The organism is Actinomadura sp. NEAU-AAG7 (assembly GCF_018603865.1).
In the GTDB taxonomy this organism is placed as follows: Bacteria; Actinomycetota; Actinomycetes; order Streptosporangiales; family Streptosporangiaceae; genus Spirillospora; species Spirillospora litoris.
Map to the genome: position 1 here is coordinate 94,519 of NZ_JAHFZY010000012.1, position 24,542 is coordinate 119,060.

The 24,542-nt window shown below is 72.4% G+C and carries 18 protein-coding genes and 1 tRNA gene; 10 read left to right on the forward strand and 9 right to left on the reverse strand.

Annotated elements, in window-relative coordinates; translation table 11 throughout:
* Positions 1 to 41: 41 nt before the first annotated feature.
* On the reverse strand, positions 42 to 590 hold the full coding sequence (locus KLI87_RS37955; RefSeq protein WP_214620863.1) for a DUF4232 domain-containing protein: 549 nt from the start codon (positions 588 to 590) through the stop codon (positions 42 to 44).
* 307 nt (positions 591 to 897) lie between these two features.
* On the opposite strand from KLI87_RS37955, the gene KLI87_RS37960 reads away from it, so the two are divergent.
* The 4 genes from KLI87_RS37960 (at position 898) to KLI87_RS37975 (ending at position 4,919) form a co-directional block, all read left to right on the forward strand.
* Positions 898 to 2,259 carry an NAD(P)/FAD-dependent oxidoreductase gene (locus KLI87_RS37960; protein WP_156219067.1) on the forward strand — a complete coding sequence of 454 codons (1,362 nt, stop codon included), beginning with the start codon at positions 898 to 900 and terminating at the stop codon, positions 2,257 to 2,259.
* A gap of 142 nt (positions 2,260 to 2,401) precedes the next feature.
* The gene (locus KLI87_RS37965) at positions 2,402 to 3,646 is read left to right on the forward strand and encodes a class I SAM-dependent methyltransferase (protein WP_214620864.1); all 1,245 of its coding nucleotides are present in this window, start codon (positions 2,402 to 2,404) and stop codon (positions 3,644 to 3,646) included.
* Positions 3,647 to 3,816: 170 nt separating this feature from the next.
* Positions 3,817 to 3,889, forward strand: a tRNA-Leu gene (locus KLI87_RS37970).
* Positions 3,890 to 4,100: 211 nt separating this feature from the next.
* The gene (locus KLI87_RS37975; protein WP_156219065.1) at positions 4,101 to 4,919 is read left to right on the forward strand and encodes a Bax inhibitor-1/YccA family protein; all 819 of its coding nucleotides are present in this window, start codon (positions 4,101 to 4,103) and stop codon (positions 4,917 to 4,919) included.
* 147 nt (positions 4,920 to 5,066) lie between these two features.
* On the opposite strand, the gene KLI87_RS37980 is transcribed toward KLI87_RS37975, so the two are convergent.
* From KLI87_RS37980 to KLI87_RS37990, 3 genes are all read right to left on the reverse strand, one after another.
* Positions 5,067 to 5,294 carry a DUF4287 domain-containing protein gene (locus KLI87_RS37980; protein ID WP_156219064.1) on the reverse strand — a complete coding sequence of 76 codons (228 nt, stop codon included), beginning with the start codon at positions 5,292 to 5,294 and terminating at the stop codon, positions 5,067 to 5,069.
* 174 nt (positions 5,295 to 5,468) lie between these two features.
* Positions 5,469 to 6,689, reverse strand: a complete 1,221-nt coding sequence (locus KLI87_RS37985; RefSeq protein WP_156219063.1) for an acetyl-CoA C-acetyltransferase — start codon at positions 6,687 to 6,689, stop codon at positions 5,469 to 5,471.
* Positions 6,690 to 7,385: 696 nt separating this feature from the next.
* Positions 7,386 to 8,378: an SGNH/GDSL hydrolase family protein gene (locus KLI87_RS37990; RefSeq protein WP_214620865.1), complete on the reverse strand. Its 993-nt coding sequence runs from the start codon at positions 8,376 to 8,378 to the stop codon at positions 7,386 to 7,388.
* A gap of 188 nt (positions 8,379 to 8,566) precedes the next feature.
* Between KLI87_RS37990 and KLI87_RS37995 the strand changes: the two genes are divergently transcribed.
* Complete coding sequence (locus KLI87_RS37995) at positions 8,567 to 9,973, forward strand: cystathionine beta-synthase (protein ID WP_214620866.1); 1,407 nt, start codon at positions 8,567 to 8,569, stop codon at positions 9,971 to 9,973.
* Between the two features lie 55 nt (positions 9,974 to 10,028).
* On the opposite strand, the gene KLI87_RS38000 is transcribed toward KLI87_RS37995, so the two are convergent.
* On the reverse strand, positions 10,029 to 11,201 hold the full coding sequence (locus KLI87_RS38000) for an ROK family transcriptional regulator (protein ID WP_214620867.1): 1,173 nt from the start codon (positions 11,199 to 11,201) through the stop codon (positions 10,029 to 10,031).
* Positions 11,202 to 11,320: 119 nt separating this feature from the next.
* On the opposite strand from KLI87_RS38000, the gene KLI87_RS38005 reads away from it, so the two are divergent.
* Positions 11,321 to 13,123 carry a glycoside hydrolase family 9 protein gene (locus tag KLI87_RS38005; RefSeq protein WP_214620868.1) on the forward strand — a complete coding sequence of 601 codons (1,803 nt, stop codon included), beginning with the start codon at positions 11,321 to 11,323 and terminating at the stop codon, positions 13,121 to 13,123.
* A gap of 175 nt (positions 13,124 to 13,298) precedes the next feature.
* Here the strand turns inward: KLI87_RS38005 and KLI87_RS38010 are convergent, their stop codons facing one another.
* On the reverse strand, positions 13,299 to 15,431 hold the full coding sequence (locus KLI87_RS38010) for an MMPL family transporter (RefSeq protein WP_308166528.1): 2,133 nt from the start codon (positions 15,429 to 15,431) through the stop codon (positions 13,299 to 13,301).
* 183 nt (positions 15,432 to 15,614) lie between these two features.
* Here KLI87_RS38010 and KLI87_RS38015 point away from each other — a divergent pair, with 183 nt between their 5' ends.
* Positions 15,615 to 16,763 carry a cystathionine gamma-synthase gene (locus tag KLI87_RS38015; RefSeq protein WP_214620869.1) on the forward strand — a complete coding sequence of 383 codons (1,149 nt, stop codon included), beginning with the start codon at positions 15,615 to 15,617 and terminating at the stop codon, positions 16,761 to 16,763.
* Between the two features lie 162 nt (positions 16,764 to 16,925).
* Positions 16,926 to 18,023, forward strand: coding sequence for an alpha/beta fold hydrolase (locus tag KLI87_RS38020; protein ID WP_308166529.1), 1,098 nt, complete (start codon positions 16,926 to 16,928; stop codon positions 18,021 to 18,023).
* A 58-nt stretch (positions 18,024 to 18,081) separates the two neighbouring features.
* Here the strand turns inward: KLI87_RS38020 and KLI87_RS38025 are convergent, their stop codons facing one another.
* The 3 genes from KLI87_RS38025 to KLI87_RS38035 all read right to left on the reverse strand — a co-directional run bounded on the left by KLI87_RS38025 (position 18,082) and on the right by KLI87_RS38035 (position 22,227).
* On the reverse strand, positions 18,082 to 18,588 hold the full coding sequence (locus KLI87_RS38025; protein WP_214620870.1) for a hypothetical protein: 507 nt from the start codon (positions 18,586 to 18,588) through the stop codon (positions 18,082 to 18,084).
* A 120-nt stretch (positions 18,589 to 18,708) separates the two neighbouring features.
* Positions 18,709 to 20,781, reverse strand: coding sequence for a hypothetical protein (locus KLI87_RS38030; protein ID WP_214620871.1), 2,073 nt, complete (start codon positions 20,779 to 20,781; stop codon positions 18,709 to 18,711).
* A 24-nt stretch (positions 20,782 to 20,805) separates the two neighbouring features.
* Complete coding sequence (locus KLI87_RS38035) at positions 20,806 to 22,227, reverse strand: sigma 54-interacting transcriptional regulator (protein WP_214620872.1); 1,422 nt, start codon at positions 22,225 to 22,227, stop codon at positions 20,806 to 20,808.
* Positions 22,228 to 22,401: 174 nt separating this feature from the next.
* Here KLI87_RS38035 and KLI87_RS38040 point away from each other — a divergent pair, with 174 nt between their 5' ends.
* Both KLI87_RS38040 and KLI87_RS38045 read left to right on the forward strand, forming a co-directional pair.
* Complete coding sequence (locus KLI87_RS38040; protein WP_156219055.1) at positions 22,402 to 23,565, forward strand: FIST N-terminal domain-containing protein; 1,164 nt, start codon at positions 22,402 to 22,404, stop codon at positions 23,563 to 23,565.
* Positions 23,562 to 24,524, forward strand: coding sequence for an ROK family protein (locus KLI87_RS38045; RefSeq protein ID WP_214620873.1), 963 nt, complete (start codon positions 23,562 to 23,564; stop codon positions 24,522 to 24,524). Before KLI87_RS38040 ends, KLI87_RS38045 begins: the two co-directional genes overlap by 4 nt.
* The last annotated feature ends 18 nt before the right edge of the window (positions 24,525 to 24,542 follow it).

A 24,542-nucleotide genomic window follows, 5' to 3' on the forward strand; every position in this document is an offset into this window, starting at 1 on the left:
TGGCGCGTGGTCCATCGCGCGCGGCCGGTCGCGCGTGCGGCCTACGGGTGGGTGAGGGTGAGCGGCGTCAGGCGGATGCTCCCGTGCTGGCAGACGGCGCCGTAGTTCCACGGCGCGGTCAGCCGCGTGGTCTCGTTCGGCGGGATCACGCGCAGGGTGGTCGGGACGGGCTCGCACGGGTCGCCGGTCTCGTCGTCGGCCGGGACCGCCGCCCAGTGCAGCACCTCGTAGGCGCTGTGCCCGGCCGGGATCGTGATCGTGTGGGCCTTCCCCTCGCGGACGGTCGTGGTGGGGATGGCGCCCTTGGCGTCGGCCTGGCCGAGCCCCGACCAGCCGCCCGTGGTGCAGGCGCTCTTGGAGATGTTGGTGAGGGCGAGCGTGAGGTAGCGCTGCCCGGCCCCGGCGTCGAAGTCCGACAACGACGCCTTGAGCTTGGACGTGGTGCAGTGCGGCGCGGCGCGTCCGGTGGCGGCCTGGCCGGTGGTGGTCTGGCCGGTGGTGGTCTGACCGGCGTTGGCCGTCGCCGCGAAGCCGGTCAGCGCGGTGGCGGTGGCGGCGGTGGCGATCGTTCCCCAGATGATGCGCTTCATCGGGCATCTCCCCCAAACAGGTGGTGGGCCTCAAGAACGGGTGACGGCGGGGCAGGGCCTGGGCCAAGCGGCCGGACCGGGCGGACCGACCCCTGAGCGGTCCGCCCCATCCGGCCGCTTGACGCCCCCGTCCGGCCCTGTCCCCACCGTCGCTCTCTTCTGGTGGTGCATCGGGTGAGATGTTGATATGTCGGCAAAAGTTCGGCCCTGATGGTCATGAACGTCCGACCCGGACGGGAGGGGTCCCGCGCCCGCTGAGGTGCGGCGGCGGGGTGATCGAGCCCGGTATGGGGGTACCGGTCCCGGTATGCCTTCCGAGCAGAGCACGGCCCGCGTCCAGCACATCGTGATCATCGGCGGCGGCTACGTCGGCATGTACACGGCCCTGCGCCTCCAGCGGAAGCTGAGATCGAGGATGCGCCGCGGCGAGGTCGCGGTGACCGTGATCGACCCGCAGTCCTACATGACCTACCAGCCGTTCCTGCCGGAGGCCGCCGCCGGGAACCTGGAGCCGAGGCACGTCGTGGTGCCGCTGCGGAAGGTCCTGCGCCGCTGCCGGATCGTCAACGGGTTCGCGACGCGGATCGAGCACGCCACGCGGACGGTGACCGTCCGCCCGGCGGGCGCGGACGCCACCGGCGCGCCCGACCAGCGGATCGGCTACGACGCGCTGGTGGTGGCGCTCGGCTCGGTCTCGCGGACGCTGCCGATCCCCGGCCTCGCCGAGTGCGGGATCGGCTTCAAGACGGTGGAGGAGGCGATCTTCCTGCGCAACCACGTCCTGCACCAGCTCGACATCGCCGCCACCAACCCCGACGACGAGGAGGTCCGCCGCCGGGCGCTGACGTTCGTGTTCGTCGGCGCCGGGTTCGCGGGGATCGAGGCGCTGGCGGAGCTGGAGGACATGGCGCGGGACGCCTGCCGCTGGTACCCGACGATCGACGCCTCGGAGATGCGCTGGACGATGGTCGAGGCCACCGACCGGATCCTGCCCGAGGTCGGCCCCGAGATGGGCCGCTGGACGGCCGAGGCGCTGCGCCGCCGGGGCATCGAGATCAAGACGGAGACGCTGCTGAAGTCGGCGGAGGGCCGGCACATCGTGCTGAGCGACGGCGAGGAGTTCGACGCCGGGACGCTCGTCTGGACGGCCGGGGTGAAGCCGCATCCGGTCGTCGGCGACAGCGACCTCCCGCTGGATGACAAGGGCCGTGTCAAGGCGACCGCCGAGCTGACCGTCGAGGGACTGGAGCACGTCTACGCGGCGGGCGACAACGCGGCCGTGCCCGACCTGACCGACACCGGCGACTTCACCGCGCCGAACGCCCAGCACGCGGTCCGGCAGGCCAAGCGGCTGGGCGACAACATCGCGGCGGACGTGTGCGGCAAGCCGCGCAAACCCTACCGGCACGCCTACGTCGGATCGGTGGCCGGTCTCGGCCTCCACAAGGGTGTGGCGAACGTCTACGGCGTGAAACTGCGCGGGATTCTGGCCTGGCTCATGCACCGCACATACCATTTGTCTCGTATGCCGACCGTGAACCGTAAGTTCCGGATCACCGCCGACTGGACGCTCGCGCTGTTCTTCCGGCGCGAGATCGTCTCGCTGGGCGAGCTGGAACGTCCCCGCCAGGAGTTCGAGCTGGCGGCCGGGAGGCGCACCGACGTCTAGCCGCGTTCGCTGAGTACCGGCCCACGTCCCCCGCCCGGCGGCCCGGGACGCGGGCCGTGCCTTGGCGGGCGCGGCCTCGCGTGACGGCTGAGGCAACATCGAGAGCACGCTGGCCCCTGCCCCCGAGGAGGCGTTCCCGAGGATGAAGGACGGAGTCGCCTCCAGGCTGGCGCCGCTGCTCACCAAGATCATGCTCGGTGAGGGGCGCGAGGCCGAGCACGAGCTGCCGATCCAGGTGCGGGCGTGGGACGGCAGCGCCGCCGGGCCGCCCGGCGCGCCCGCGTTCGTGATCCGGCACCGCCGGGCGCTGCGCAGGCTGCTGTGGAAGCCGGGGGAGATGGGCCTCGTCCGCGCCTACGTCGCCGGTGAGCTGGACATCGAGGGCGACGTGTTCGCCGCGCTCGACGCCGTCCAGCAGGTGATGCGCAGCGGCGACCGGCCCATCAGGCTGCGCGGGGACGACAAGCGCGACATCGTCCGGACGGCGGTGACGCTCGGCGCCGTCGGCCCCGAGCCGAAGCCGCCGCCCGAGGAGTTCGCGTCCGGGCGCGGCACCGCCCCGCTGACCGAGTCGGCGGCGTTCTTCGGGCGGCTGTTCGGGGACGGGCTCGCGCACGGCACCGGGCTGTGGGACCAGGCCGTCGACCTCGGCGAGGCCACCGGCGCCGCGCACCGGGCGCTCGCGGAGCGGCTCGGGCTGTTCACCGGCGCCCGCGTCCTGGACCTGAACGCCGGCTGGGGCGCGTTCGCCCGGTACGCCGCCGCCGAGCACGGCGCCCGGGTGGTCGCGCTGACCCGCACCGCCGAGCAGGCCGACCACCTGCGCGCGCTCGCGGACGAGGCGGACGCCGACCTCCAGCCGCGCGGCTTCGACCTCGCCGAGGCGGGCGCCGGCCCCTACGACGCGATCGTCGGCATCGCGGGCATCGAGTCGCTGGAGCGTGACACGGCGCGGCTGCACGGGCTGCTCGCGCCGGGCGGGCGGCTCGTCCTGCAGCAGCCCGTCCGCCGCCCGGGGCCGCACCAGATCCGCCGGACGTTCACCACCAGCTACATGTTCCCCGAGGACGGCGAACTGCGCCCCCTCGGCGCGATCGTCGGCGAACTGGAGGACGCGGGCCTGGAGGTGCGGGCCGTCGGCGCGCTCCGCGAGCACCACGCGCGGACGCTTCGGGCATGGGCGGCGAACCTTCAACGTCATTGGTCACACTGCGCCGAACTAGCCGGAACCGGCCGCGCCCGGGTCTGGCTGCTCTATCTCGCGGCCTGCGCCCTCGCCAGCGAGAGCGGACGTATCGGTATGCACGAAATATGTGCTATTCGTCGTGATCGCGATGGTCGGGCGGGAACGACCTTGGTGGAAGGGCGCGCCGTAATCAGCCGTTGAACCGTGCCAATTTCCGGTCCGGCCCCGCGCGCACCCCAGATCACGCGCTGCACGATGACCTGGCCGTTTCCGGCCCTCTGCCGGTCACATGCCCGCTCACCGGCGGGAATGCGCCCAGAGTCGAATATTGCACGTCCGGGAGCCCAAGGGCATCCCGGTATGATTGCGCCGCCCCTGTAGCCCAATGGCAGAGGCAGGCTCCCTAAAAGAGCCTATGTGTCGGTTCGAGTCCGACCAGGGGCACCCGATGACCGGCCGGCGTCCCGCCGGGGAGCGCCGGCCGGGCTCCTTCCGAACGCTTCCCGAACGGCTTCCGAACAGCACGCGAAGATCAATTGGGCCGGTCTTTCGCGTGTTCACCGGCACGGTTAGGGGAAGGTTCCGGGAGCATCGCGTGGACGAGCGCCATTCGCCGCTTAGACTGGTGCTCGGGTCGTCCGACTTGGAGGCGTCAATGGAGAGCAGGAACCCGGCATTCCGGGGCCGTGCCTTCGAGCAGCGCACGGGGGGTGCCGCCTACGGCGCGCCCGGCTACGGCGCGCCCGCCTACGGGCAGTACGGGTACTCTCCGGCGCCGCCGCAGGCCCCGCCGGCGGCCACGCGCCCGATGACGATGGACGACGTCGTCGTCCGCGGCGCGTCGACCCTGCTGACGCTGGTGATCACCGCCGCGCTCGCCTGGACGCTGGTGCCCACCCGCCTGGCCCCCGCGGTGCTGGCCGTCGCGCTCATCGCCGAGATCGGGATCTGGGCGTTCATCACCTTCGGCCGCAAGGCCAACGCGCCGATGGTGCTGGCCTTCGCCGCGGTCTACGGGGTCGCGGTCGGCATCATCAGCCACGTCTACAACGACCTCTACCACGGCGTGGTCTTCCAGGCCGTGATCGGCACCGCGCTGGCGTTCGGCGCGACGCTGGCCGTCTACGCGCTGCGGATCGTCCGCGTCACGCCCGGGTTCTCCCGGTTCGTCGTCGCGGCGGGCCTCGGCCTGATCGGGCTGATGATCGTCAACGCGCTCGTCCACCTGTTCGGCGGCGACGACGGCATCGGCATCCGCGACCCGAGCAGCCCGCTCGCCTACATCTTCAGCGTCGCCGCGATCCTCGTCGGCTGCTTCTTCCTGCTGCTCGACTTCGACTCGATCGAGCAGGGCGTCCGCTCGGGCGCCCCGGAGAAGTTCGCCTGGTACTGCGCGTTCGGGCTGGTGCTCAGCCTGGTGTGGATCTACCTGGAGATGCTCCGCCTGCTGTCCTACTTCACCGGACGCGACTAGCCGGCGTCCGGACGCCGATCGGCCCCCCGCCGCTCCGGAGAGGGGCCGATCGTCGTGGGATCTCTGCGCCAGGGCCGCAGGCGTCGGCGCGCCGCGACGGAGGGGATCACCCGTTGGCGGGATCCCACCGGGTCGTAGGGGCGCGCCTCAGTAGTGGCGCGCACGGCGCGTGCGCTCGTGTTCGCGCACCAGCGCGGCGGCGTAGCCGTGGGAGAGGTTGTGCTCCTCGGCCAGCCAGCTACAGCGTTCCTCACAACGGGAGAACGAGGGACCGTTCTCGATGGCGGTGAACCACTCGGGGATGTCACGTCCTGTGACTTGCGGAATGCGGGCGATCAGCTTGCTGTGCGTCTCCGGCGAGTGGTTCAGTGACAATTGGCACCTCCAGGTCGCGGGGCTCTTCCTGCCGACTCTGCAACAGCGACCCGGATGTGACAACCCCCTAACGGGGACCTATCTATCACGTTACGTAGATCATTCGTAACGGGGACATCCTCCGGTAAACGCGCAGGTGGCCCGCCCAGGGGCCACCCGGCGCCCTGACACGCGCTACGACAGGCGTTCCAGGACCATCGCCATGCCCTGCCCGCCCCCGACGCACATCGTCTCCAGGCCGAACTGCCTGTCGTGGAAGCGGAGCCCGTTCAGCAGCGTCGAGGTGATCCGCGCCCCCGTCATGCCGAACGGGTGCCCGACGGCTATCGCCCCGCCGTTGACGTTCAGTCTGTCCAGGTCGATCCCGAGTTCCTCCGCCGAGGGCAGCACCTGCGCCGCGAACGCCTCGTTGATCTCGACCAGGTCGATGTCGTCGATGGTCATGCCCGCCTTCGCGAGCGCCTTGCGGGACGCGTCCACCGGCCCGAGCCCCATGATCTCGGGCGACAGCCCGGTCACACCGGTGGACACGATCCGCGCCAGCGGCGTGATCCCCAGCTCGGCGGCCTTGGTGTCGCTCATGACGATGACGGCGGCGGCGCCGTCGTTGAGCGGGCAGCAGTTGCCCGCGGTGACCGTCCCGTCGGGGCGGAACACCGGCTGGAGCGCGGCCACCTTCTCGTAGGTGGTGCCGGGGCGCGGCCCGTCGTCCTTGGCGACGACCGTCCCGTCGGGCAGTGTGACCGGGGTGATGTCGCTCTCCCAGAACCCGTTGGCCAGCGCCTTCTCCGCGAGGTTCTGCGAGCGGACGCCGAACTCGTCCTGCGCCTGCCGGGTCACGCCGCGGCTGGAGGCCACGTTCTCGGCCGTCTGGCCCATCGCGATGTAGACGTCGGGGACCGCGCCGTCCTGCCGTGGATCGTGCCACACCTCCGCGCCGCCCTCGGCGACCTTGGCGGTGCGGGCCTCGGCGTCCGCGAACAGCGGGTTCTTGGTGTCGGGCAGCCCGTCACTGCTGCCCTTGGCGAACCGGCTGACGGTCTCGACCCCCGCCGACACGATCACGTCGGCCTCGCCCGCCTTGATCGCGTGGAGGGCCATCCGGGTCGTCTGCAACGAGGACGAGCAGTACCGCGTGATCGTCGCGCCGGGCACGCGGTCCCACCCGAGCAGCACCGACACGACGCGGCCCATGTTGTAGCCCTGCTCGCCCCCGGGCAGGCCGCAGCCGAGCAGCAGGTCGTCGATCTCGGACGGGTCGAGCTGCGGCACCTTCGCCATCGCGGCGGTGACCATCTGGACGGTGAGGTCGTCGGGGCGGATCTCCTTCAGCGAACCCTTGAAGGCGCGTCCGATCGGGGAGCGGGCGGTGGCGACGATGACTGCCTCGGGCATGTGCGGGACTCCTGTCTCACGACCGGTCTGCTGGACCTGGGCGGGGCGGCCGCGAGGGACGGCGTTACCCGCCGGTCACCAGCAATCTAGCTCCCGCCCCGAACACGGGTACACGGCGGGTCCCGCCGTTTTCCCGGCCCCGCTGTGACGGTGGCCCCATGCGAGCGGGACCGCGGGGACACAGACTGTTAGCACGTACCCGGACAAACCCGCCTTCGCGCGGACGGCGGCGGACCCGGGCGGCGAAGGACGACCGGGGCTCGCCACTGGTGACCGGGCGGGCCCCGGTCCTACTTCGCGCCCCGCTCGCGGCGTTCCGGAATTTCCCGAAATCATCGGCGGACGACGCCGCGAGGACGCCATTCCCGAGCAACGGCATCGGCGAGGCGCCCGCCTTCTACCGAGGCGTCGCGGAGCCGTGCGAGTTCGATGGGGCCGCGTTCGAGCGTCCGCCCCGAGAACGGCGGGGCGGCGGCCTTCATGCCATTCGCGTGGTCGCCACGGATATGCCCCTGCCTGGGTGTTCGGGCCGCCCAGCGGGCCCGCGCCCTTCCAATGCCGCCCATCGGACAGGGCAAAGCGCCCAGTCCCGTAAGGCGATGCTCGCCTCCCGCCGATCGTCGTGCCCGGCGGAGAAGAACAGCCCAAGTTCGACAAGCCGATTCCTCCGCCGAACAAAGGCGACGGCAAGCGCGGTCAGGTGGCGTCGTGTGTCGGGGCGGGGAGGCCGGGCGGGACGGCGCGGCGGCGCAGCAGCCTCGCCCAGCGGCCCCGGGGGCCCAGGTCGTCTCCGGCGACCGACGCGCCGGAGACCTCGGTGCCCGACACCTCGGCGGCCTCGGCGGCGGCCAGGTACACCGGGAGCACGCCCTGGTCGAGGAGGGTCTCCACATCGGGTTCGAGGTCGAGCGCGTGGGCCATCGAGGGCAGCAGCGCGGCGGCCGCGGCGGCGTAGCCGCGCGCGGACGGGTGGTAGCGGTCCTCGCTGAACATCGACAGCGGGTCGGCGGCGAACTCGCGTCCGAGCAGGTCGCCGAGGGAGACCGAGCGGCCGCCGTGCTCGACGACCGCGATCGTCTGGGCGGCGGCGAGCTGGCGGCTCGCGCGCCGGGCGATCCACTTGAGCGGCTGCATGAGCGGCTTGACCGAGCCGAGGTCGGGGCAGGTGCCGACCACGACCTGGCAGCCGGACCCGCGCAGCGCCCTGACCGCGTCGGAGAGGTGCCGGACGGACTCGGCGGGCGGCACCCGGTTCGTCACGTCGTTGGCGCCGATCATGACGACGGCCAGGTCGGGGCGGACCTGCGCCGCCCGCTCGCACTGCCCCGCCAGCTCCGCCGACCGCGCGCCGGGCCGGGCCACGTTCGTCAGCCGGACGGGACGTCCCGCGATCGACGACAGCCCCGCCGCCAGCATCGCGGCGGGCGTCTCCTCGGGGGTGTGGACGCCGAGCCCCGCCGCCGTGGAGTCGCCGAGCATCACCAGCGACAGCGGCGGACCGTCGAGCCCGCCGCCGTACAGGCCGTCGGCCACCGGCGGCGCGCCGTTCGGCGTCGCCTGGATGATCTTGCGGGCCAGCCGGGCCTCCACGACCACGAGCCCGAACGTGATGCCGCCGAGGGCCGTGATGCCCCCGCCCCCGTAGGCCGCCGCCGCGGCGATGCGGCGCGCGGTGAACGCTCTCAACATTCCGCGCTGACCCTCCGTGATTAAGTTCCTACCCCCGAGCGCGGGGGTTGATGCCCGTGGTGCCCGATCTGGGTTACGGTCGAAGGAGAAGAACGACTTGGTCCCTATCCTGCCTATTCACGATGGACGTGGGCTGAACAGGGACACGACCGCTCAGACCGACCTACTGAACCGACAAGGACGTCGCGGTGCACGTACACGACTCGCTCATCGAACTGATGGGCAACACCCCGCTCGTTCGGCTGCGCAAGGTGACCGGCGGGCAGCCCGCCGGGGGCCGGGGGCCGCAGGTGCTGGCCAAGGTGGAGTACTTCAACCCCGGGGGGTCGGTGAAGGACCGCATCGCCGTCCGCATGATCGACGCCGCCGAGGAGTCCGGGGCGCTGCGGCCGGGCGGGACGATCGTGGAGCCGACGTCCGGCAACACCGGGGTCGGTCTGGCGATCGTCGCGCAGGAGCGCGGGTACCGGTGCGTCTTCGTGTGCCCCGACAAGGTCGCCAAGGACAAGGTGGACGTCCTGCGCGCCTACGGCGCCGAGGTCGTGGTGTGCCCGACCGCGGTGTCGCCCGAGCACCCCGACTCCTACTACTCGGTGTCGGACCGGCTCGCGGCCGAGATCCCGGGCGCGTGGAAGCCGAACCAGTACACCAACCAGCAGAACCCGGTCTCGCACTACGAGACGACCGGTCCCGAGCTGTGGGAGCAGACCGAGGGCCGCATCACCCACTTCGTCGCGGGCATCGGCACCGGCGGGACGATCACCGGCACCGGCAGGTTCCTCAAGGAGGTCTCCGGCGGGCGCGTCCAGATCATCGGCGCCGACCCGGAGGGCTCGGTCTACTCCGGCGGCAGCGGGCGCCCCTACCTCACCGAGGGCGTCGGCGAGGACATCTGGCCCGAGACCTACGACCGCGACATCTGCGACCGGGTCATCGCGGTCTCCGACAAGGACTCCTTCACGATGACCCGCCGCCTGGCGCGCGAGGAGGCGCTGCTGGTCGGCGGCTCCTGCGGCATGGCGGTCGTCGCGGCCCTGCGCGTGGCCGCCGAGGCCGGCCCGGACGCGGTGATCGTCGTCCTGCTCCCCGACGGCGGCCGCGGCTACCTCAGCAAGATCTTCAACGACGAGTGGATGGACCAGCACGGCTTCAGCGAGCAGACGACGACCCAGGCGGCGGTGCGGGACGTCCTGGCGCAGAAGGCGGAGGCCAGCCCGGACGGCATCCCGAGCTTCGTCCACATGCATCCCGCCGAGACGGTGGGCGAAGCGGTGAGGGTGCTGAGGGAGTTCGGGGTCTCGCAGATGCCGGTGGTGTCGCCGGGTGCGGGCCACCCCGACGTGATGGCCGGGGAGGTGGTCGGCGCGGTGGAGGAGCGGGTGCTGCTGCACGCGCTGTTCGACGACCAGGCCGGCCCGGAGGAGCCGCTGGAGAAGCACATGAGCCCGCCCCTTCCGGTCGTCGGATCGGGCGAAACGGTCGCGCAGTTGATGACGACCCTGGAGGGCAGGGACGCGGCGGTCGTCCTGGTGGACGGCAAACCCGCCGGAATCGTCACCCGCCAGGACCTTCTGGCCTTCCTGGCGGGCGGCTGACAGGGCTCATCGGACTTCTGGCCGGATGACCTGGGCAGACGTCCGTCGATGGATGTCAGTGGACTTTGAACAGCTGGCGTTCCACGCCGTCCAGTGCCAGGCGGGCGGCGCCGAGGGCCACCGCCCGGTCGCCGAGTGTCGAGAGGGCCAATGCCGGGCGGACGAGGGTCCGCCCGGCCAGATGGCGTTCGAGCGCCTCCAGAAGCGGCGGTCCGGCGCGGACGACGCCGCCGCCGATGACGACGAGGTCCGGGTCGAGGATCAGGGTCAGCGGCGCCAGCCCCTGCACGAACCGGGCCGCGATCGTGTCGAGGACCTCCAGCGCGGCCGGGTCCCCGTCGCGGGCGGCGGTCAGCGTCGCGATGCCCGGATCGTCCGGGGACGCGGTGTCGCGGGCGAGTTCCGCGATCGCCGTGGTGCCGACCCGGCGCTCGAACGGGCCGAGGCTCGCCGTCCCGATCGGCGGGCCCTGGCGCTCGGGGAGGAAGCCGACCTCGCCGGCGGCGCCGTGCGCGCCGCGCAGCAGCCGGTCGCCGACGAGGATCCCGGCGCCGACGCGGCTGCCCCACTGCAACGCGACCAGGATGTCGGCGTCGCGGCCGTGCCCGTGCCAGCGTTCGGCGAGGACGGCCAGGTTGACGTCGTTCTCCACCACGACCGGGCAGCCGAAGAGCGGACGGAGCCGGTCGGCGAGGTCGATGGACGTCCAGTCCGGCATGTCGGGCGCCTTGACCACGACGCCGTGCTCGGCCTCGACGATGCCGGGCGTCCCGGCGACGACCGCGCGGACCGTCTCGTGCGGCACCCCGCCGCGGTCGAGGGTGTCGCGCACCTGAGTGCGGACGTGGGCGAGCATCTCCTCGCGTCTGCGCAGGCGGCTGCTGTCGCCGCGGTCCTCGGCCACGATGCGGCCGGACAGGTCCGCGACCACGACGAGCGTGCGGTGCGGGCCGATGTCGATGCCGACGACGTGCGCGGCCTCCGGGCGCAGCCGCACGAGCCGGGCCGGCCGGCCGGGCGAGCGGCGGCCGGCCTGGTCGGCCTCGATGTACTCGACCAGCCCCGCCTCCACCAGCGATGAGACGACCTGCGCGATCGTCTGCCTGGACAGCGCGGTCAGGTCGCTGAGCTGGCCGAGCCGCAGCGGCCCGGCCTCGTGCAGCCGCGCCAGCACGGTGCTCTCGTTGATCCGCCGCAGCAGCGCCGGCTGGCCCCCGCCAGCGATCATTTCCTCGTCCCCCTCTTGACCTGGGCCGCAAGATCCCACAATATTGCAACGTTCTTAACCGAATTACGCCGGAAGGTGAGACATCTCGGGGGCTCCAACGGCACAAGGTGGGTGGGAGCATGAACGCAGGGCAGGACCGCAGGCGCTTTCTGATCGGCGCGGCCACCGTCGGGGCCGGGTACACCGCGGTCTCGGTGGCCGGGTCCCCGGCCGAGGCCGCGGCGGCGCCGGACCACGGGCACGGCGACGCCGCGACACGGGTCTTCGTCAACAACGTGGGGTACGACCCCGGCGCCCCCAAGCGCGTCGTGGTCACGGCGCGCCACTCGCCGGGGCGCTACAGCCTCGTCGACGCCAAGACCGGGCAGAGCGTCCACGGCGGACGGCTGAGCGACGCGGGAACGGTCGCCGACTGGGACGGCCGCCGCTACTGGACCGCCGACTTCTCGCAGGTGAAGCGGCCCGGCGACTACTACATCGCGGTCGGCTCCGCCCGGTCCGCGCAGTTCAAGATCGAGGCGACGGTCCTTGAGCGCTACACGCTCTCGCACGTCGTCCGCCACTTCAAGGGCTGGCGGTGCTCCGGCCAGTTCGACAAGTTCGACCACCATCTGCCACTCGGGAACACCGGGAAGACCTTCGACGCGCACGGCGGATGGTACGACGCGACCGGCGATTTCGGCAAACACTTCACGCAATTGTCGGCGCTGTCCTATTTCAACACACTCCAGATTCCGCTGACCGCCTGGTCGCATCTGGTCTCGTACCGCGAGCTGACCGCGCGCAAGGACGAGAACTTCACCCAGCTTCGCACCTGGATGCAGGACGAGGGCCTCTTCGGCGCGGACTATATCCGCCGCGTCCACGTCCAGGGCGAGTCCTTCTACAGTTCCGTCGGCCAACCCGGCCCGCCGAAGGACCCGGTGAAGCGCACGCTCGGCACCGCCCAGGTGAACTACCGCGAGGGCGGCGGCATGGCGATCGCCGCGCTGGCCATCGCGAGCACCCACGATGTCTCCGGTGACTACGAAAGCGCCGAGTATCTGGCGGCGGCCAAGGACGCCTTCACCTATCTGGAGGCCAACAACGTCCGCCTGACCAACGACGGCAAAGAGAATATCCAGGACGACTACAACGCCCTGCTCGCCGCCGTCGAACTTTACCGCGCCACCAAGGACGGCTCCTACAAGGAGACCGCCGACAAGCGCGCCGCCAACCTCGCGGCGCGCCTGGTCACCTGGCGCGGCTACCGCGACTACTGGCGCGCCGACGACAAGGACCGCCCGTACTTCCACCCGTCCGACGCCGGCCTCCCGGTCGTCGCGCTGCTGACCTACGCCGAGATCGCCGACGGCGCCGCGAAGCAGAAGGCCCTGGACGCGGTCCGCCGCTCGATGCGCTTCGAACTGGCGGTGACCCAGGAGGTCCGCAACCCGTTCGGATATGCGCGCCAGCTCGTCCAGGACGCGAACCAGGTCCGCGCCAGCCAGTTCTTCTTCCCGCACAATGTGACACCGCGCACCAAGGACCAGTGGTGGCAGGGCGAGAACGCGCGCATCGCGTCCCTCGCCGCCGCCGCCCGCCTGGCCGCGCGGCACTTCGCGAGCGACCGCGCGTTCGCCGACAAACTGCGCGCCTACGCCGCCGACCAGCTCAACTGGATCCTCGGCACCAACCCCTATGACGTCTGCATGCTCGACGGCTCGGGACGCAACAACCCGCAGTACCTGTGGCTCGGGTCGTGGCAGTTCCTGCAGACCGCCGGCGGCATCGTCAACGGCATCACCGGAAAGAACGAGAACGGCAGCGGCATCCTCTGGGACGCCGGCTACGCCACGACGGGCAAGGACGACGACTGGCGCTGGGGCGAGCAATGGCTCCCGCACACCAGCTGGTACATGAACGCGATAGCGATCGGCTGACCCGGCGTGCCGGGCGGGCCGAAAGCCCGCCCGGCACACCGCCCTTGCTGAAAATGGGAAACCCCCGGCGGCTGCCGGGGGTTTCCTTTTTCGGTGGGTGTCGGGTTGCGGGGCCCCGGTCCGTGGGCGGCATTTCTGGCCGGGGCCCCACAACCCGACGTCTGTGGGCCGTTCCCTACTGGTGGTAGCCGGAGGGCGCGTAGTACTGCTGCGCCGGGTCCGGGCCCTGGCTGCCCTTCTTCGGCTCGTCGCCGTGGCCCGGCCACCAGGCCCGGTGGCCCAGCAGGGCGGTGATGCCCGGGACGAGGAAGGTGGACATCACGAAGGCCGACAGGGCGATGCCGATCGCGACCGAGAAGCCCATCTGCTTGAGCATCGAGACCGGGGCCAGCATCATGACCGAGAACGTTCCCGCGAGGATCAGGCCGGCCGCGGCGACCGTCGGGCCGCCGTGCTGCACGGCGAGGGCGGCGGCCTGGCGCGGCTCGTGGCCCTCCTTCGCCTCCTCGCGGAGCCGTGCGGTCATCAGGATGTTGTAGTCGGTTCCGATGGCCAGGACGAACAGGTAGAGGACGATCGGCAGCTGGAAGGTGACGCCGGCCTCGCCCTGCACCCCCTGGAAGACGTACACCGCGGAGCCGAGCGTGGCGGCGAAGCCCAGCAGCACCGACACGACCAGGTAGAGCGGTGCGACCACCGACCGCAGCAGCAGCGCCAGGATCAGCGCGATCAGCACCGCCGCCACCGGCAGGATGACCGACAGGTCGCGGTTGTTGACCGTGTTGATGTCGGCGAAGATCGCCGTCTGCCCGCCGACGTAGGCGCGGGTGCCCTCCGGCGCCGCCTTGTGCACCGCCGGGGCCAGGTCGTTCTTGACCAGGCTGATCGACTTGTTGGAGACCGGGTTGGTCTTCAGGACGAGGTCGACGCGGGCGACGGAGCCGTCACTGCCCATCACCGGTTGCTGGACCTGTCCGACGCCGGGCGCGCTCTTGGCGGTCTGGCTGAAGGACGCGATCTGCTGCTTGGTGACCTTGCCGCTGTCGGCCTTGAGGAAGACCTGGACGGGGGTGGTGAGGCCGGGCGGGAAGCCCTTCTCCATGTCCTTGGTGGCCTGGGCCGACTCGGTGTCCTGCGGGAAGCCCGCGGCGAAGTCGTAGTCGGCCTTGAAGCCGAGGGCTCCGGCGGCGAGGCCGGCCATCACCAGGCCGGCGAGCAGCGCGGCGATGGCGGGACGGCGGCCGACGCCGCGTCCGATGGCGGCCGAGACGGTGCCCTTCGGCTCCTTCTTCCACGCCTTGGACGGCCAGAAGACCGCGGTGCCGAGCAGCGACACGATCGCCGGGAACAGGGTCAGCGAGGTGATGCCCATCACGACGACCGCGATGGCGAGGGCCGGGCCCCAGGCGCTGAACACGCCGAAGGTCGCGAGCAGCAGGACCAGGAACGTCACGGCGATCGCGGCGGCGGCCGAGGAGATGACCTCGCCGACGCGCTCCACCGCGGTGATCATCGCGGTCTTCTTGTCGTCCCCGGCCCGTAGCCGTTCGCGGAAGCGGAACATCAGGAACAGGTAGTAGTCCGCGCCGATGCCGAACAGGACGATCAGGATGATCGTGTTGAGGCTCTGGTCACCGGAGAAGTTGAACAGGTGCGACGCGAGGCCGATCAGGCCCATCGAGACCTGCATCGTCACCATGATCACGATGATCGGCAGGATCGCCGCGATCGGGGCCCGGAAGATCAGCAGGATCAGTCCGATGATCAGGACGAAGGTCGCGATGCCGACGATCTCGAAGGACTTGTTGAAGGAGTCCTCGTTGTCGACGAACCCGGCGACGTCGCCGCCGACCTTGTAGTCGAGCCCGCTGCCGTTCAGCAGGGTCGGCAGGTCCTTGCGGATCTGCTTGACCGCGTCACCCTGCTTCTCTTGGTCGTCCTGGGAGGTGCCCTTCATCGGCACCATGACCACCTGGACGGCCTTGTTGGGGGCGACGGCCTCCGGCCCGGTGGCGAAGTTCTGGACGGTCGGCGGCTTCTTCGCGTTGAGCGACTTGGCCGCCTGGTCGACCTTGGCGGTGTCGGACGCGGTCAGCGGCTTGCCGTCCGACCGCTTCACGACGATCAGGGAGGAGGTGTCCTCCTGCTGGGGGAACGCCTTCTCGGCGATCTTGATCGCCTGGACCGACTCGTACTTCGAGGGCAGGAAGTCGCCCTGGTCGGACTCGGTGGTCAGCTTGGGGGAGAACACGATGACGACCGCGGCTACGACGAGCCAGGTCACGATCGTCCACACAGGGTGTCTCACGACGAAGCGCGCGAGCCGAGCGAACATGGGTCTTCCTTCAATCAAGGGTTCGTTGGGATACGTGTAAAACGGTAGAGACCGGACGGGGCTTTGTGGTCAACCCCCGAGCCGAATTAGGGGGTGATACCTGCGGGGGAGTTCCTCCTCCTCCAGGAGGGGCGGCGGGTGGATAGCCTCGTTCCCATGGACAACGAGGAGCACCGGGGGTTCGAGACCCTGGCCATCCACGCGGGGCAGGAACCCGACCCCACCACGGGGGCGGTCGTGCCACCGATCTACCAGGTCTCAACATACAAGCAGGACGGCATAGGCGGTCTGCGGGGCGGCTACGAGTACTCCCGCTCGGCCAACCCCACCCGCACCGCCCTGGAGGAGTGTCTCGCCGAGATCGAGTCCGGGACGCGGGGGCTGGCGTTCGCCTCGGGGCTCGCGGCCGAGGACGCGCTGCTCCGCGCGGTGTGCAAGCCGGGTGACCATGTGGTCATCCCAGACGACGCCTACGGCGGGACCTACCGGCTGTTCGCCAAGGTCGCGGCGCCCTGGGGGGTGGAGTTCGACCCGGTGCCGCTGCGCGACGTGGCGGCCGTCCGGGCGGCGGTCCGCCCCGAAACGAAGATCATCTGGGTGGAGACACCGACGAACCCGCTGCTCGGCATCGCCGACATCCGGGCGCTGGCGCAGGTCGCGCACGACGCGGGCGCGCTGCTGGTGGTCGACAACACCTTCGCCTCGCCCTACCTCCAGCGGCCGCTGGAGTTCGGCGCGGACGTGGTCGTCCACTCCACCACCAAGTACATCGGCGGGCACTCCGACGTCATCGGCGGCGCGCTGATCGTCTCGGACGAGGCGCTCGGCGAGCGGTTGGCCTTCCACCAGAACGCGATGGGCGCCGTGGCGGGCCCGTTCGACGCCTGGCTGACGCTGCGGGGGATCAAGACCCTCGGCGTCCGGATGGACCGGCACTGCGCCAACGCCGAGCGGATGGTGGAGATGCTCACCGGGCACTCCGCCGTCCGGGAGGTGCTGTATCCGGGGCTGCCAGGCCACCCGGGCCACGACGTCGCCGCCAAGCAGATGCGGGCCTTCGGGGGCATGGTGTCGTTCCGGATGGAGTCGGAGGAGGCGGCCGTCCAGGTCTGCGAGCGGACGAAGCTGTTCACGCTCGGCGAGTCCCTCGGCGGCGTCGAGTCGCTGATCGAGCATCCGGGGCGGATGACGCACGCGTCGGCGGCCGGGTCGCCGCTGGAGGTGCCGGGCGACCTCGTCCGGCTGTCGGTCGGGATCGAGGACGCCGACGATCTTCTGCGCGACCTCCGGCAGGCCCTGGGCTAGTGCTGGAACGCTCCCTGAGCTGAGCGAACGCGAGGGCGGCCGGTGCCCCGGGGCCGGCCGCCCGAGCGGGACCCGCCGGGGCGAACCCGGCGTCATTCCCGCCATCGGGGTGATCAAACATCTATGATGTCCGCGCCAGGTTCCATCACGAAAGGGCCCGGGGTGCGCAAAGTACTGGTCTGTGGGGCGGCGTTCGCCGCGACGTGTCTGTCCGCGCTGGCCGTTCCGACGGGCGCCGGAGCCGCCGTGCCGCTCCGCGACCCTGCCCCGCCCTCGGCCCCCACCATCGTGCCGACCGAGGAGACCGGGACGGGCGCCCCCTCCGGCGACCCCGAGACCGGCGCGCCCAGCACGCCCGGCGAGTCCGCGGTCCCCGAGTCCCCCGAGGCGCCGCCCCAGGGCGGGACCTCCGGCGGCGCCGGGGCCACCGACGGCGTGGTCTCCGGCCAGGCCGTCATGGTCACGCCCGCGCTGCCCAAGTCCAAGACCTACGCCTACGGCAAGGCGTCCCGGCAGCGGATCGACGCGTACTGGCGGCCCGCGCCGAAGGCCGCGCCGCGCCCGGCCGTGCTGATGATCCACGGCGGCTACTGGCTCGGCGGCGACAAGCGGAGCTGGAAGTACTTCGCGCGGCGGCTGACCGCCGACGGCTACGTCGTGCTCGCGCCGAACTACCGGCTCGCGCCGAAGGCGGTGTGGCCCGCACAGCGCGACGACGCCCTGTCCGCGCTGGCCTTCATGAAGAAGCACGCGAAGGTCTGGAACCTCGACCCGAACCGGATCATCGTGATCGGCTCGTCCTCGGGCGGCATGCTCGGGACCCAGCTCGGCACGCTCGGGACCGGCACGCGGCAGGTGCGGGGCGTGGTCGCGCTGTCGCCGCCGAACAACCCGTTCCTGGCCTTCACCGACGGCGCCAAGCCGGGCGCCCCCTCCGCCGAGCGGACGCTGCGCCGCGCCGTGATCGACCTCGTCCGCTGCACCCCGGGGGAGACCGCGAACGCCGCCTGCTGGAAGCGGGTCGACGACGCCAGCTCCGCCGGGCACGTCTCACCCGGCGACGCCCCGATGCTGCTCATGCACTCCACCGGCGACTTCGTCCCGGCCACGCACAGCACGAGCCTGGCGACCGCGCTGCGCGCCGTGGGCGTCGAGGCGCAGGTGAAGGTCGTCCCGGGCGAGATGCACGCCTCCGGGCTGCTGGAGGAGGAGCACACCTATCCGCAGATCCTGGCCTGGCTCCGCAAGCACTCCGGCTGACGGGCCCGCCCCGGGAGGGCGCGCCGGAAGGCGCCCGGGAGGGCGCACCGGAAGGCGCTCAGCCGTTCCACACCATCAGGACGAGGATCACCAGCCAGATCAGCGCCACCACGCCGCCCATCGCGCCGATCCGGCCGCGCTGCACCTGCGCGACGTCGCCCTTCGCGGCGGCCGGCCGCTCCGCGCCGCCCTCCGCGCCCGTCGCGCCGACCTCGCCGGCGCCCGCCGGGACGGGGGCGGCCACGGCCGCCTCCAGCAGGTGGATCGCCTTGCGCTGGTCGCGCTCCACGAGCAGCAGCAGCACCAGCGCCACGACGTACAGCGTGATCGACGCCGACAGCCACCCCTCCTTGGCGTCGCCCTTGGCCAGCGCCATCCCGAACACGAAGATCCCCAGCGTGAGGATGCCGTAGATCTGGGTGGCGCGGTGCAGGAGCCGCACCACGACCACGTTCCGGGCGCGGATGAAGCGCGGGGTGGACATCGTCGCCGCGGTCAGCGGCCCCAGCGCGAAGATCGCGAAACCGATGTGCAGGAACAGCAGCAGGCGGTCGGAAGTCGACATGAGGCCGACACTAGCCCTCCGGAGGCCCGTGGGGTGGGGTGCGCGCGGCTGATGTTTGGCCAGACTTTGCCTGCCTCGGCGGCGCCCGTTTGGGTACCGGGGGACAGCTGATCGGTCGCCTCAGCGCCGGCCGCGGCGCACCCGCAGGTAGTCGCTGACGACGTACTCGCCGAGCCGCTCCGCGTCGGGCGCGAACACCCGGCCGCCGTTGCGGCGCGCGACCTCCTCGACGAACGACACGAGCCGCCGGTCCTCGGCGAGCATGAAGAAGTTCATGCAGGCGCCGCGCCGGGTCATCTTGTCGACCTCGGCGAGCGTGAGGACCAGCGTGTCGGCGGACGGCGGGTAGTCGAACAGCGAGCGCCCGTCCGGGCGCAGGTGCGCGGTCGGCTCACCGTCGGTGACGACCAGCACGATCGGCTCGAAGTCGGGGTGGCGGTCCAGGTGCCGCCCCGCGATCATCAGGGCGTGGTGCAGGTTGGTGCCCTGGACCATGTCCCAGTCGAGCCCCGCCATCTCCGTCGGGTGCAGTACCCGCGCGTAGTTGGAGAACCCGATGATCTGGATCGCGTCCTGCGGGAACTTGCTGGTCACCAGCGTGTGCAGGGCCAGCGTGGTCTGCTTGGCCGCCGCCCACGTCCCGCGCAGCACCATCGAGTACGACAGGTCGACCAGCAGGCAGACGGCCGCGCCGGTGCGGCGCTCGGTCTCGTGCACCTCGAAGTCGTCCACGCCGAGCCTGACCCCGGCCGGACGCGCCGGCGCGTGCCCGTTCCCGCCCGCGCTCCCGTTCCCGTTCCCGTTCGCGGTGACGGGGGCGGCGGGGGGCGCCCCGGTGACCGCCCCGGTGGCGAGGCCGCCCGCCGCGCCGTCCATGGCGCCGCGGCGGATCGCGTTGGAGACCGTCCGGACCACGTCCAAGGGCTGCTCGTCGCCGAACCGCCACTCGCGGCTCGCGCCGGTCAGCTCGCCCGCCTGGCCCGCGTCGCGCTGGTCGTGGTCGCCCGCGCGGCCCATGGTGAGCCGGGAGAAGACCCGGCGCAGCGCGGTCTCGCCGAGCCGCCGCACCGCCTTCGGCGTCAGCTCCAGCTCGCCCTTGCGCCGCCGCAGGTAGCCCTGCCGCTCCAGCTCCTTCTCGATGCGGCGCAGCGCGTCGAGGTCGTCGACCGCCTGGCGGCCGAGGGCCCGGCGGACCGCCTCCTCGTCGATGTCGTCCAGCCGCGCGCCGGGGTAGTCCTGCCCGAGCGCCGACTCCAGCTCGGCGAGGTCGGCCAGCTCGGCCAGCGCGGTGGTCGCGTCGCCCATGCCGAGCGGGTCCTGCCCGGTCATCTGCTCGGGCTCGCCCCAGCCGAGGTCGGGGCGCCGCGCCCGCAGCGCGTCGCCGAGCCGCGTCATCTCCATCGCGAGGCCCGCGTCCCGCATGGCCTGCTCCATGAGCCCGGCCAGCTCGGCGCGCTGCTCGGGGCTGAGCGAGGCGAGCAGCCGGTCCATCGCTGCGGCGCGGCGGGCCAGCGCGTCGACCAGCTCCTCCAGGTTCTGCGGGTCGTCGGGGAACATGTCCCCGTATTCGCCCATGAACCGGTCGAAATCGCCCTGGGTGTGCTCGCCGCGCGCGTCACGTTCCAGCATGGTGTTCAGCGCGGCCATCATGTCCTTGACGCGCTGCATCGCGGCCGGGTCCTGGCTCTCCAGGGCCTGCTTCATGCCCTGGAACTGCGCGTCCAGCACCTCGCGCCGCAGCAGGTCCCTGAGCTGCTCGAACGTCGCGCGGGCCGCGTCGGAGCGCCACTGGTAGTCCGACAGCCGCCGGATCGCCTGCGAGGTGTCGGCCGGCAGCGTGTCCAGCTCCGCCTCGCGCAGCCGCGCCTCGTCGCCAGGGTCGGGGAACAGCTCCGCCCGCTCCTGCCCGATCGCGGTGTCCAGCAGCGCGCGCGCCTGTTCGAGCGTGCCGTCCAGGCGGCCCCGGTCGCGCAGCGCGCGGCGCCGGTCGCGGACCTCCCGCAGCAGGTCGTCCAGCCCCCGCCGGCCCTGCGCGTCGGGCAGCCCGCGGCGCAGCAGCTCCCGCAGCGCGTCGCCCGGACGGGTGCCGTCCAGCACCGAGTCGCCCATGGCGTCCAGGGCGGCGCGGACGTCGTAGGGCGGCGCCAGCGGGTCGGGCCCGTCCTCGTACGCGCCGTAGCGGTAACGGCTCATCGGCTCTCCTTGCCCCTGGCGGCCCTAGGTGCGATACGTGGCCGTCCCGTCGGCTCGTCCGTCGGAGACGTCCTTGGAGAGGCGCCGGGTCAGGAACAGGCCCTCCAGCGCGAACTCCAGCGCGGCGGCGGCCTGCCCGGGGGAGTCCCCGCTCATGCCCAGCCGCTCCATGATCTTGGCGAGCCCGGGGACCTGCCCGATCCGGCGCAGCAGCTCGGCCGCCGAGATCAGCTCGCCCGACTCCACCCGCTCGCCCGAGTCGAACTTGTCGAGCAGCCCGGTCAGGTCGGCGGCGCCGAGCGTCCGCCGGTAGGTCTCGGCGACCGCGCGGCGCAGCAGGTGCTCCAGCACCTCCTGCTCGCGGCCCTCCTCGCTGACCTCGAACTCCACCTTGCCCATCAGCGACGGGACGATCGCCGCGAGATCGCAGACCCGCGCGACCGCGCGCTCCTCGCCGGTCAGCGCCGCGCGCCGGACCGCGCCCGCCGCCACCGTCTCGGCGCCCGCGAGCGCGAACCGCGCGGACACGCCGGAGCGCCCGTCCACCGCCGTGGACTCCCGGACGAGCCGGGTGAACCGGCCGATCACCTCGACGAGGTGGCCGGGCACCTCGGCGGGCAGGCCCGCGAGGTCGGCGAAGTCGGCCTCCTGGCGGATCAGCGCCAGCTCGGCGTCGAGCGCGAGCGGGTAGTGGGTGCGGATCTCGGCGCCGAAGCGGTCCTTCAGCGGGGTGATGATCCGGCCCCGGTTGGTGTAGTCCTCGGGGTTGGCGGAGGCGACGAGCAGCACGTCCAGCGGCAGCCGCAGCGCGTAGCCGCGGACCTGCACGTCGCGCTCCTCCAGCACGTTCAGCAGCGCGACCTGGATGCGCTCGGCGAGGTCGGGCAGCTCGTTGATGGAGAAGATGCCCCGGTTCGTGCGCGGCACGAGCCCGAAGTGGACGGTCTCGGGGTCGCCGAGCGTGCGGCCCTCGGCCACCTTGATCGGGTCGACGTCGCCGATCAGGTCGCCGACGCTGGTGTCGGGCGTCGCGAGCTTCTCCCCGTACCGCTCGTCCCGGTGCTTCCAGGAGACGGGCAGGTCGTCGCCGTGCTCGGCGGCGAGGCGGCGGCAGCGCACGCACACCGGCTCGTAGGGGTGGTCGTTGATCTCGCAACCGGTGACGACCGGGGTCCATTCGTCCAGCAGCCCGCCCAGGGTGCGGATCAGCCGCGTCTTGCCCTGGCCGCGCTCGCCCAGCAGCACGAGGTCGTGCCCGGCGAGGAGGGCGCGCTCCAGATGCGGGAGGACGGTGTCGTCGAACCCGACGATCCCGGGAAACCGCGGCTCACCCGATCTCAGCCGGGCGAGGAGGTTGTGCCGGATCTCGGCCTTCACCGAACGCTGGACGTGACCGCTGGTGCGAAGGCCGCCCAGTGTGGTCTCGCGGGGTGTGGATGAACGCACGCGATCGACATTACGTCGCCGGTGCGCGGAATCGCACCCTCACAACGGTATTCGTCCGACGCGTCGCCGCCCGGCGCCGGCGGGCGGCCGGGCACGGGTTGGGTGCGCGGCGCGACGCGGGGGAGACTGCAAGGGTGAAGCGAGCCGGTGAACGGAATGAGGGAGGCGGCGCCGATGGCGCGATTCGGTGACGGCCTGGCCCTCGGCCCCGACCTGACCAGCGCGGCCGGGTCCGCGGTCGAGCAGGCCCTCGCGCCGCTCAGCGCGGCGCCCGACCTGGTGTGCGTGTTCGTCCGGGGCGACGACCCCGACGAGGTGGAGGCGGCCGCCCGGCACGCGGCCGGCGCGGCGGCGCCCGCGCTGGTGCTCGGGTGCAGCGCGTCCGGGGTGATCGGCGCCGGGCGCGGCGTGGAGGACAGCGGCGCGGTCAGCGCGTGGGCGGCGGTGCTGCCCGGCGCCCGCCTGGACCCGTTCCGGCTGGAAACGCTCAAGGCCGACGACCGGCTCATCGTCGTCGGCATGCCGGAGGGCCAGGAGGACGACGTGGTCGGCGTGCTCCTCGCCGACCCCTACAGCTTCCCGGTGGACGCGTTCGTCGAGCGCTCCGACGACGTCCTGCCGGGGCTGCCGCTCGTCGGCGGGATCGCCGACGGCGAGGCCCGGGGCAGCACGCGGCTGTTCGTCGGCGGCGACGTCTACGAGGACGGCGCGGTCGGCGTCGTGCTCGGTGGCCCGCTCGCCGCCGCGACCGTCGTGAGCCAGGGCGCCCGGCCGATCGGCCCCGACATGGTCGTGACGCGCGCGGACGAGAACGTCCTGTACGAGCTGGCGGGCGTCCCGGCGCTGGAGAAGCTGGAGCAGATCGTCGCGCTGCTCCCGGAGGAGGAGCAGGAGCTCGCCGGGCAGGGGCTGCTGATCGGCGTGGCCATGGACGAGTACGCCGACGAGCACGAGCACGGCGACTTCCTCGTGCGCGGGGTGGTCGGCGCCGACACCGGCAGCGGCGCGATCGCGATCGGCGACGTGGTCGAGGTCGGGCGCACCGTCCGGTTCCAGGTCCGCGACGCGGGCGCCGCCGAGGAGGACCTCGCCGCGCTGCTCGAACGCTTCGACCTCGGCCCGGTCGAGGGCGCCCTGCTGTTCTCGTGCAACGGGCGCGGGCAGGCGATGTTCCCCGACTCCGACCACGACGCGAAGGTGCTCGACCGCGCGTTCGGGCCCGCCGGCATCGGCGGCTTCTTCGCCGCGGGCGAGATCGGCCCGGTGTCGGGACGCAACCATGTGCACGGGTTCACCGCGTCCATCCTGGCGTTCGGACGCCCGGGAGAGCCCGCGTGACCGAGCCCGGGGCGCCCGCCGGGGCGCCCGCGCTCGCGGTCGACATCGGCGGGACCAAGCTCGCCGCCGCCCTCGTCGGGCCCGGCGGGCGCGTCCTCGCCTACGAGCGCGCCGCCACGCCGCGCGACGTCGACGGCGAGGGGCTCTGGCGGACGCTGGCGGCGCTGCTGGACGGCCTGGTCGCCGGTGCCGGCTCGCCGCCGCTGGCCGGTGTCGGCGTCGGCTGCGGCGGGCCGATGGCCTGGCCCGCCGCCGAGGTGTCGCCGCTGAACATCCCGGCCTGGCGCGGCTTCCCGCTGCGGGCCCGGTTCCGGGGGAGGTACCCGGGGCTGCCCGTCCGCGTGCACAACGACGCGATCTGCGTCGCGATCGCCGAGCACTGGCGCGGCGCGGGGCGCGGGCGCGGCAACGTCCTCGGGATGGTGGTCTCGACCGGCGTCGGCGGCGGCCTCGTCCTGGCCGGACGGCTCGTGGACGGCGCCAGCGGCAACGCCGGGCATATCGGGCACGTCATCGTGGATCCGGACGGCCCGCCCTGCGAGTGCGGCGGGCGCGGCTGCCTGGAGGCCGTCGCGCGCGGCCCCGGCCTCGCCGCCTGGGCGCGCGAGCAGGGCTGGCGCCGGGACGGCCCGGACGCCACCGGCGTCGAGCTGGCCGCCGACGCCCGGCGCGGCCACCCGATCGCCGTCGCGGCCATGCGGCGCGCCGGGCGCGCCCTCGGCATCGCGATCGCCTCGGCGACGCACCTGTGCGACCTGGAGGTGGTGGCGGTCGGCGGCGGCCTCTCCCAGGCGGGCGCGCTGCTGTTCGACCCTTTGGAGGAGGCTTTCCGCGCGCACGCCCGCATGGACTTCGCGCGCGGCGTGCGGATCGTTCCCGCCGCGCTGGGCCAGCCCGCCGGGCTCATCGGCGCCGCCGCGCTGATCCACGCGGGCGAACGCTACTGGAACGCCGACTGACCGCAGCCGACCTGGTCC

Coding starts and splice junctions, on each gene's coding strand:
- KLI87_RS37955 (WP_214620863.1), bottom strand. CDS start 590: ATGAAGCGCATCATCTGGGGAACGATCGCCACCGCCGCCACCGCCACC.
- KLI87_RS37960 (WP_156219067.1), top strand. CDS start 898: ATGCCTTCCGAGCAGAGCACGGCCCGCGTCCAGCACATCGTGATCATC.
- KLI87_RS37965 (WP_214620864.1), top strand. CDS start 2,402: ATGAAGGACGGAGTCGCCTCCAGGCTGGCGCCGCTGCTCACCAAGATC.
- KLI87_RS37975 (WP_156219065.1), top strand. CDS start 4,101: ATGGAGAGCAGGAACCCGGCATTCCGGGGCCGTGCCTTCGAGCAGCGC.
- KLI87_RS37985 (WP_156219063.1), bottom strand. CDS start 6,689: ATGCCCGAGGCAGTCATCGTCGCCACCGCCCGCTCCCCGATCGGACGC.
- KLI87_RS37990 (WP_214620865.1), bottom strand. CDS start 8,378: ATGTTGAGAGCGTTCACCGCGCGCCGCATCGCCGCGGCGGCGGCCTAC.
- KLI87_RS38000 (WP_214620867.1), bottom strand. CDS start 11,201: ATGATCGCTGGCGGGGGCCAGCCGGCGCTGCTGCGGCGGATCAACGAG.
- KLI87_RS38005 (WP_214620868.1), top strand. CDS start 11,321: ATGAACGCAGGGCAGGACCGCAGGCGCTTTCTGATCGGCGCGGCCACC.
- KLI87_RS38015 (WP_214620869.1), top strand. CDS start 15,615: ATGGACAACGAGGAGCACCGGGGGTTCGAGACCCTGGCCATCCACGCG.
- KLI87_RS38025 (WP_214620870.1), bottom strand. CDS start 18,588: ATGTCGACTTCCGACCGCCTGCTGCTGTTCCTGCACATCGGTTTCGCG.
- KLI87_RS38030 (WP_214620871.1), bottom strand. CDS start 20,781: ATGAGCCGTTACCGCTACGGCGCGTACGAGGACGGGCCCGACCCGCTG.
- KLI87_RS38040 (WP_156219055.1), top strand. CDS start 22,402: ATGGCGCGATTCGGTGACGGCCTGGCCCTCGGCCCCGACCTGACCAGC.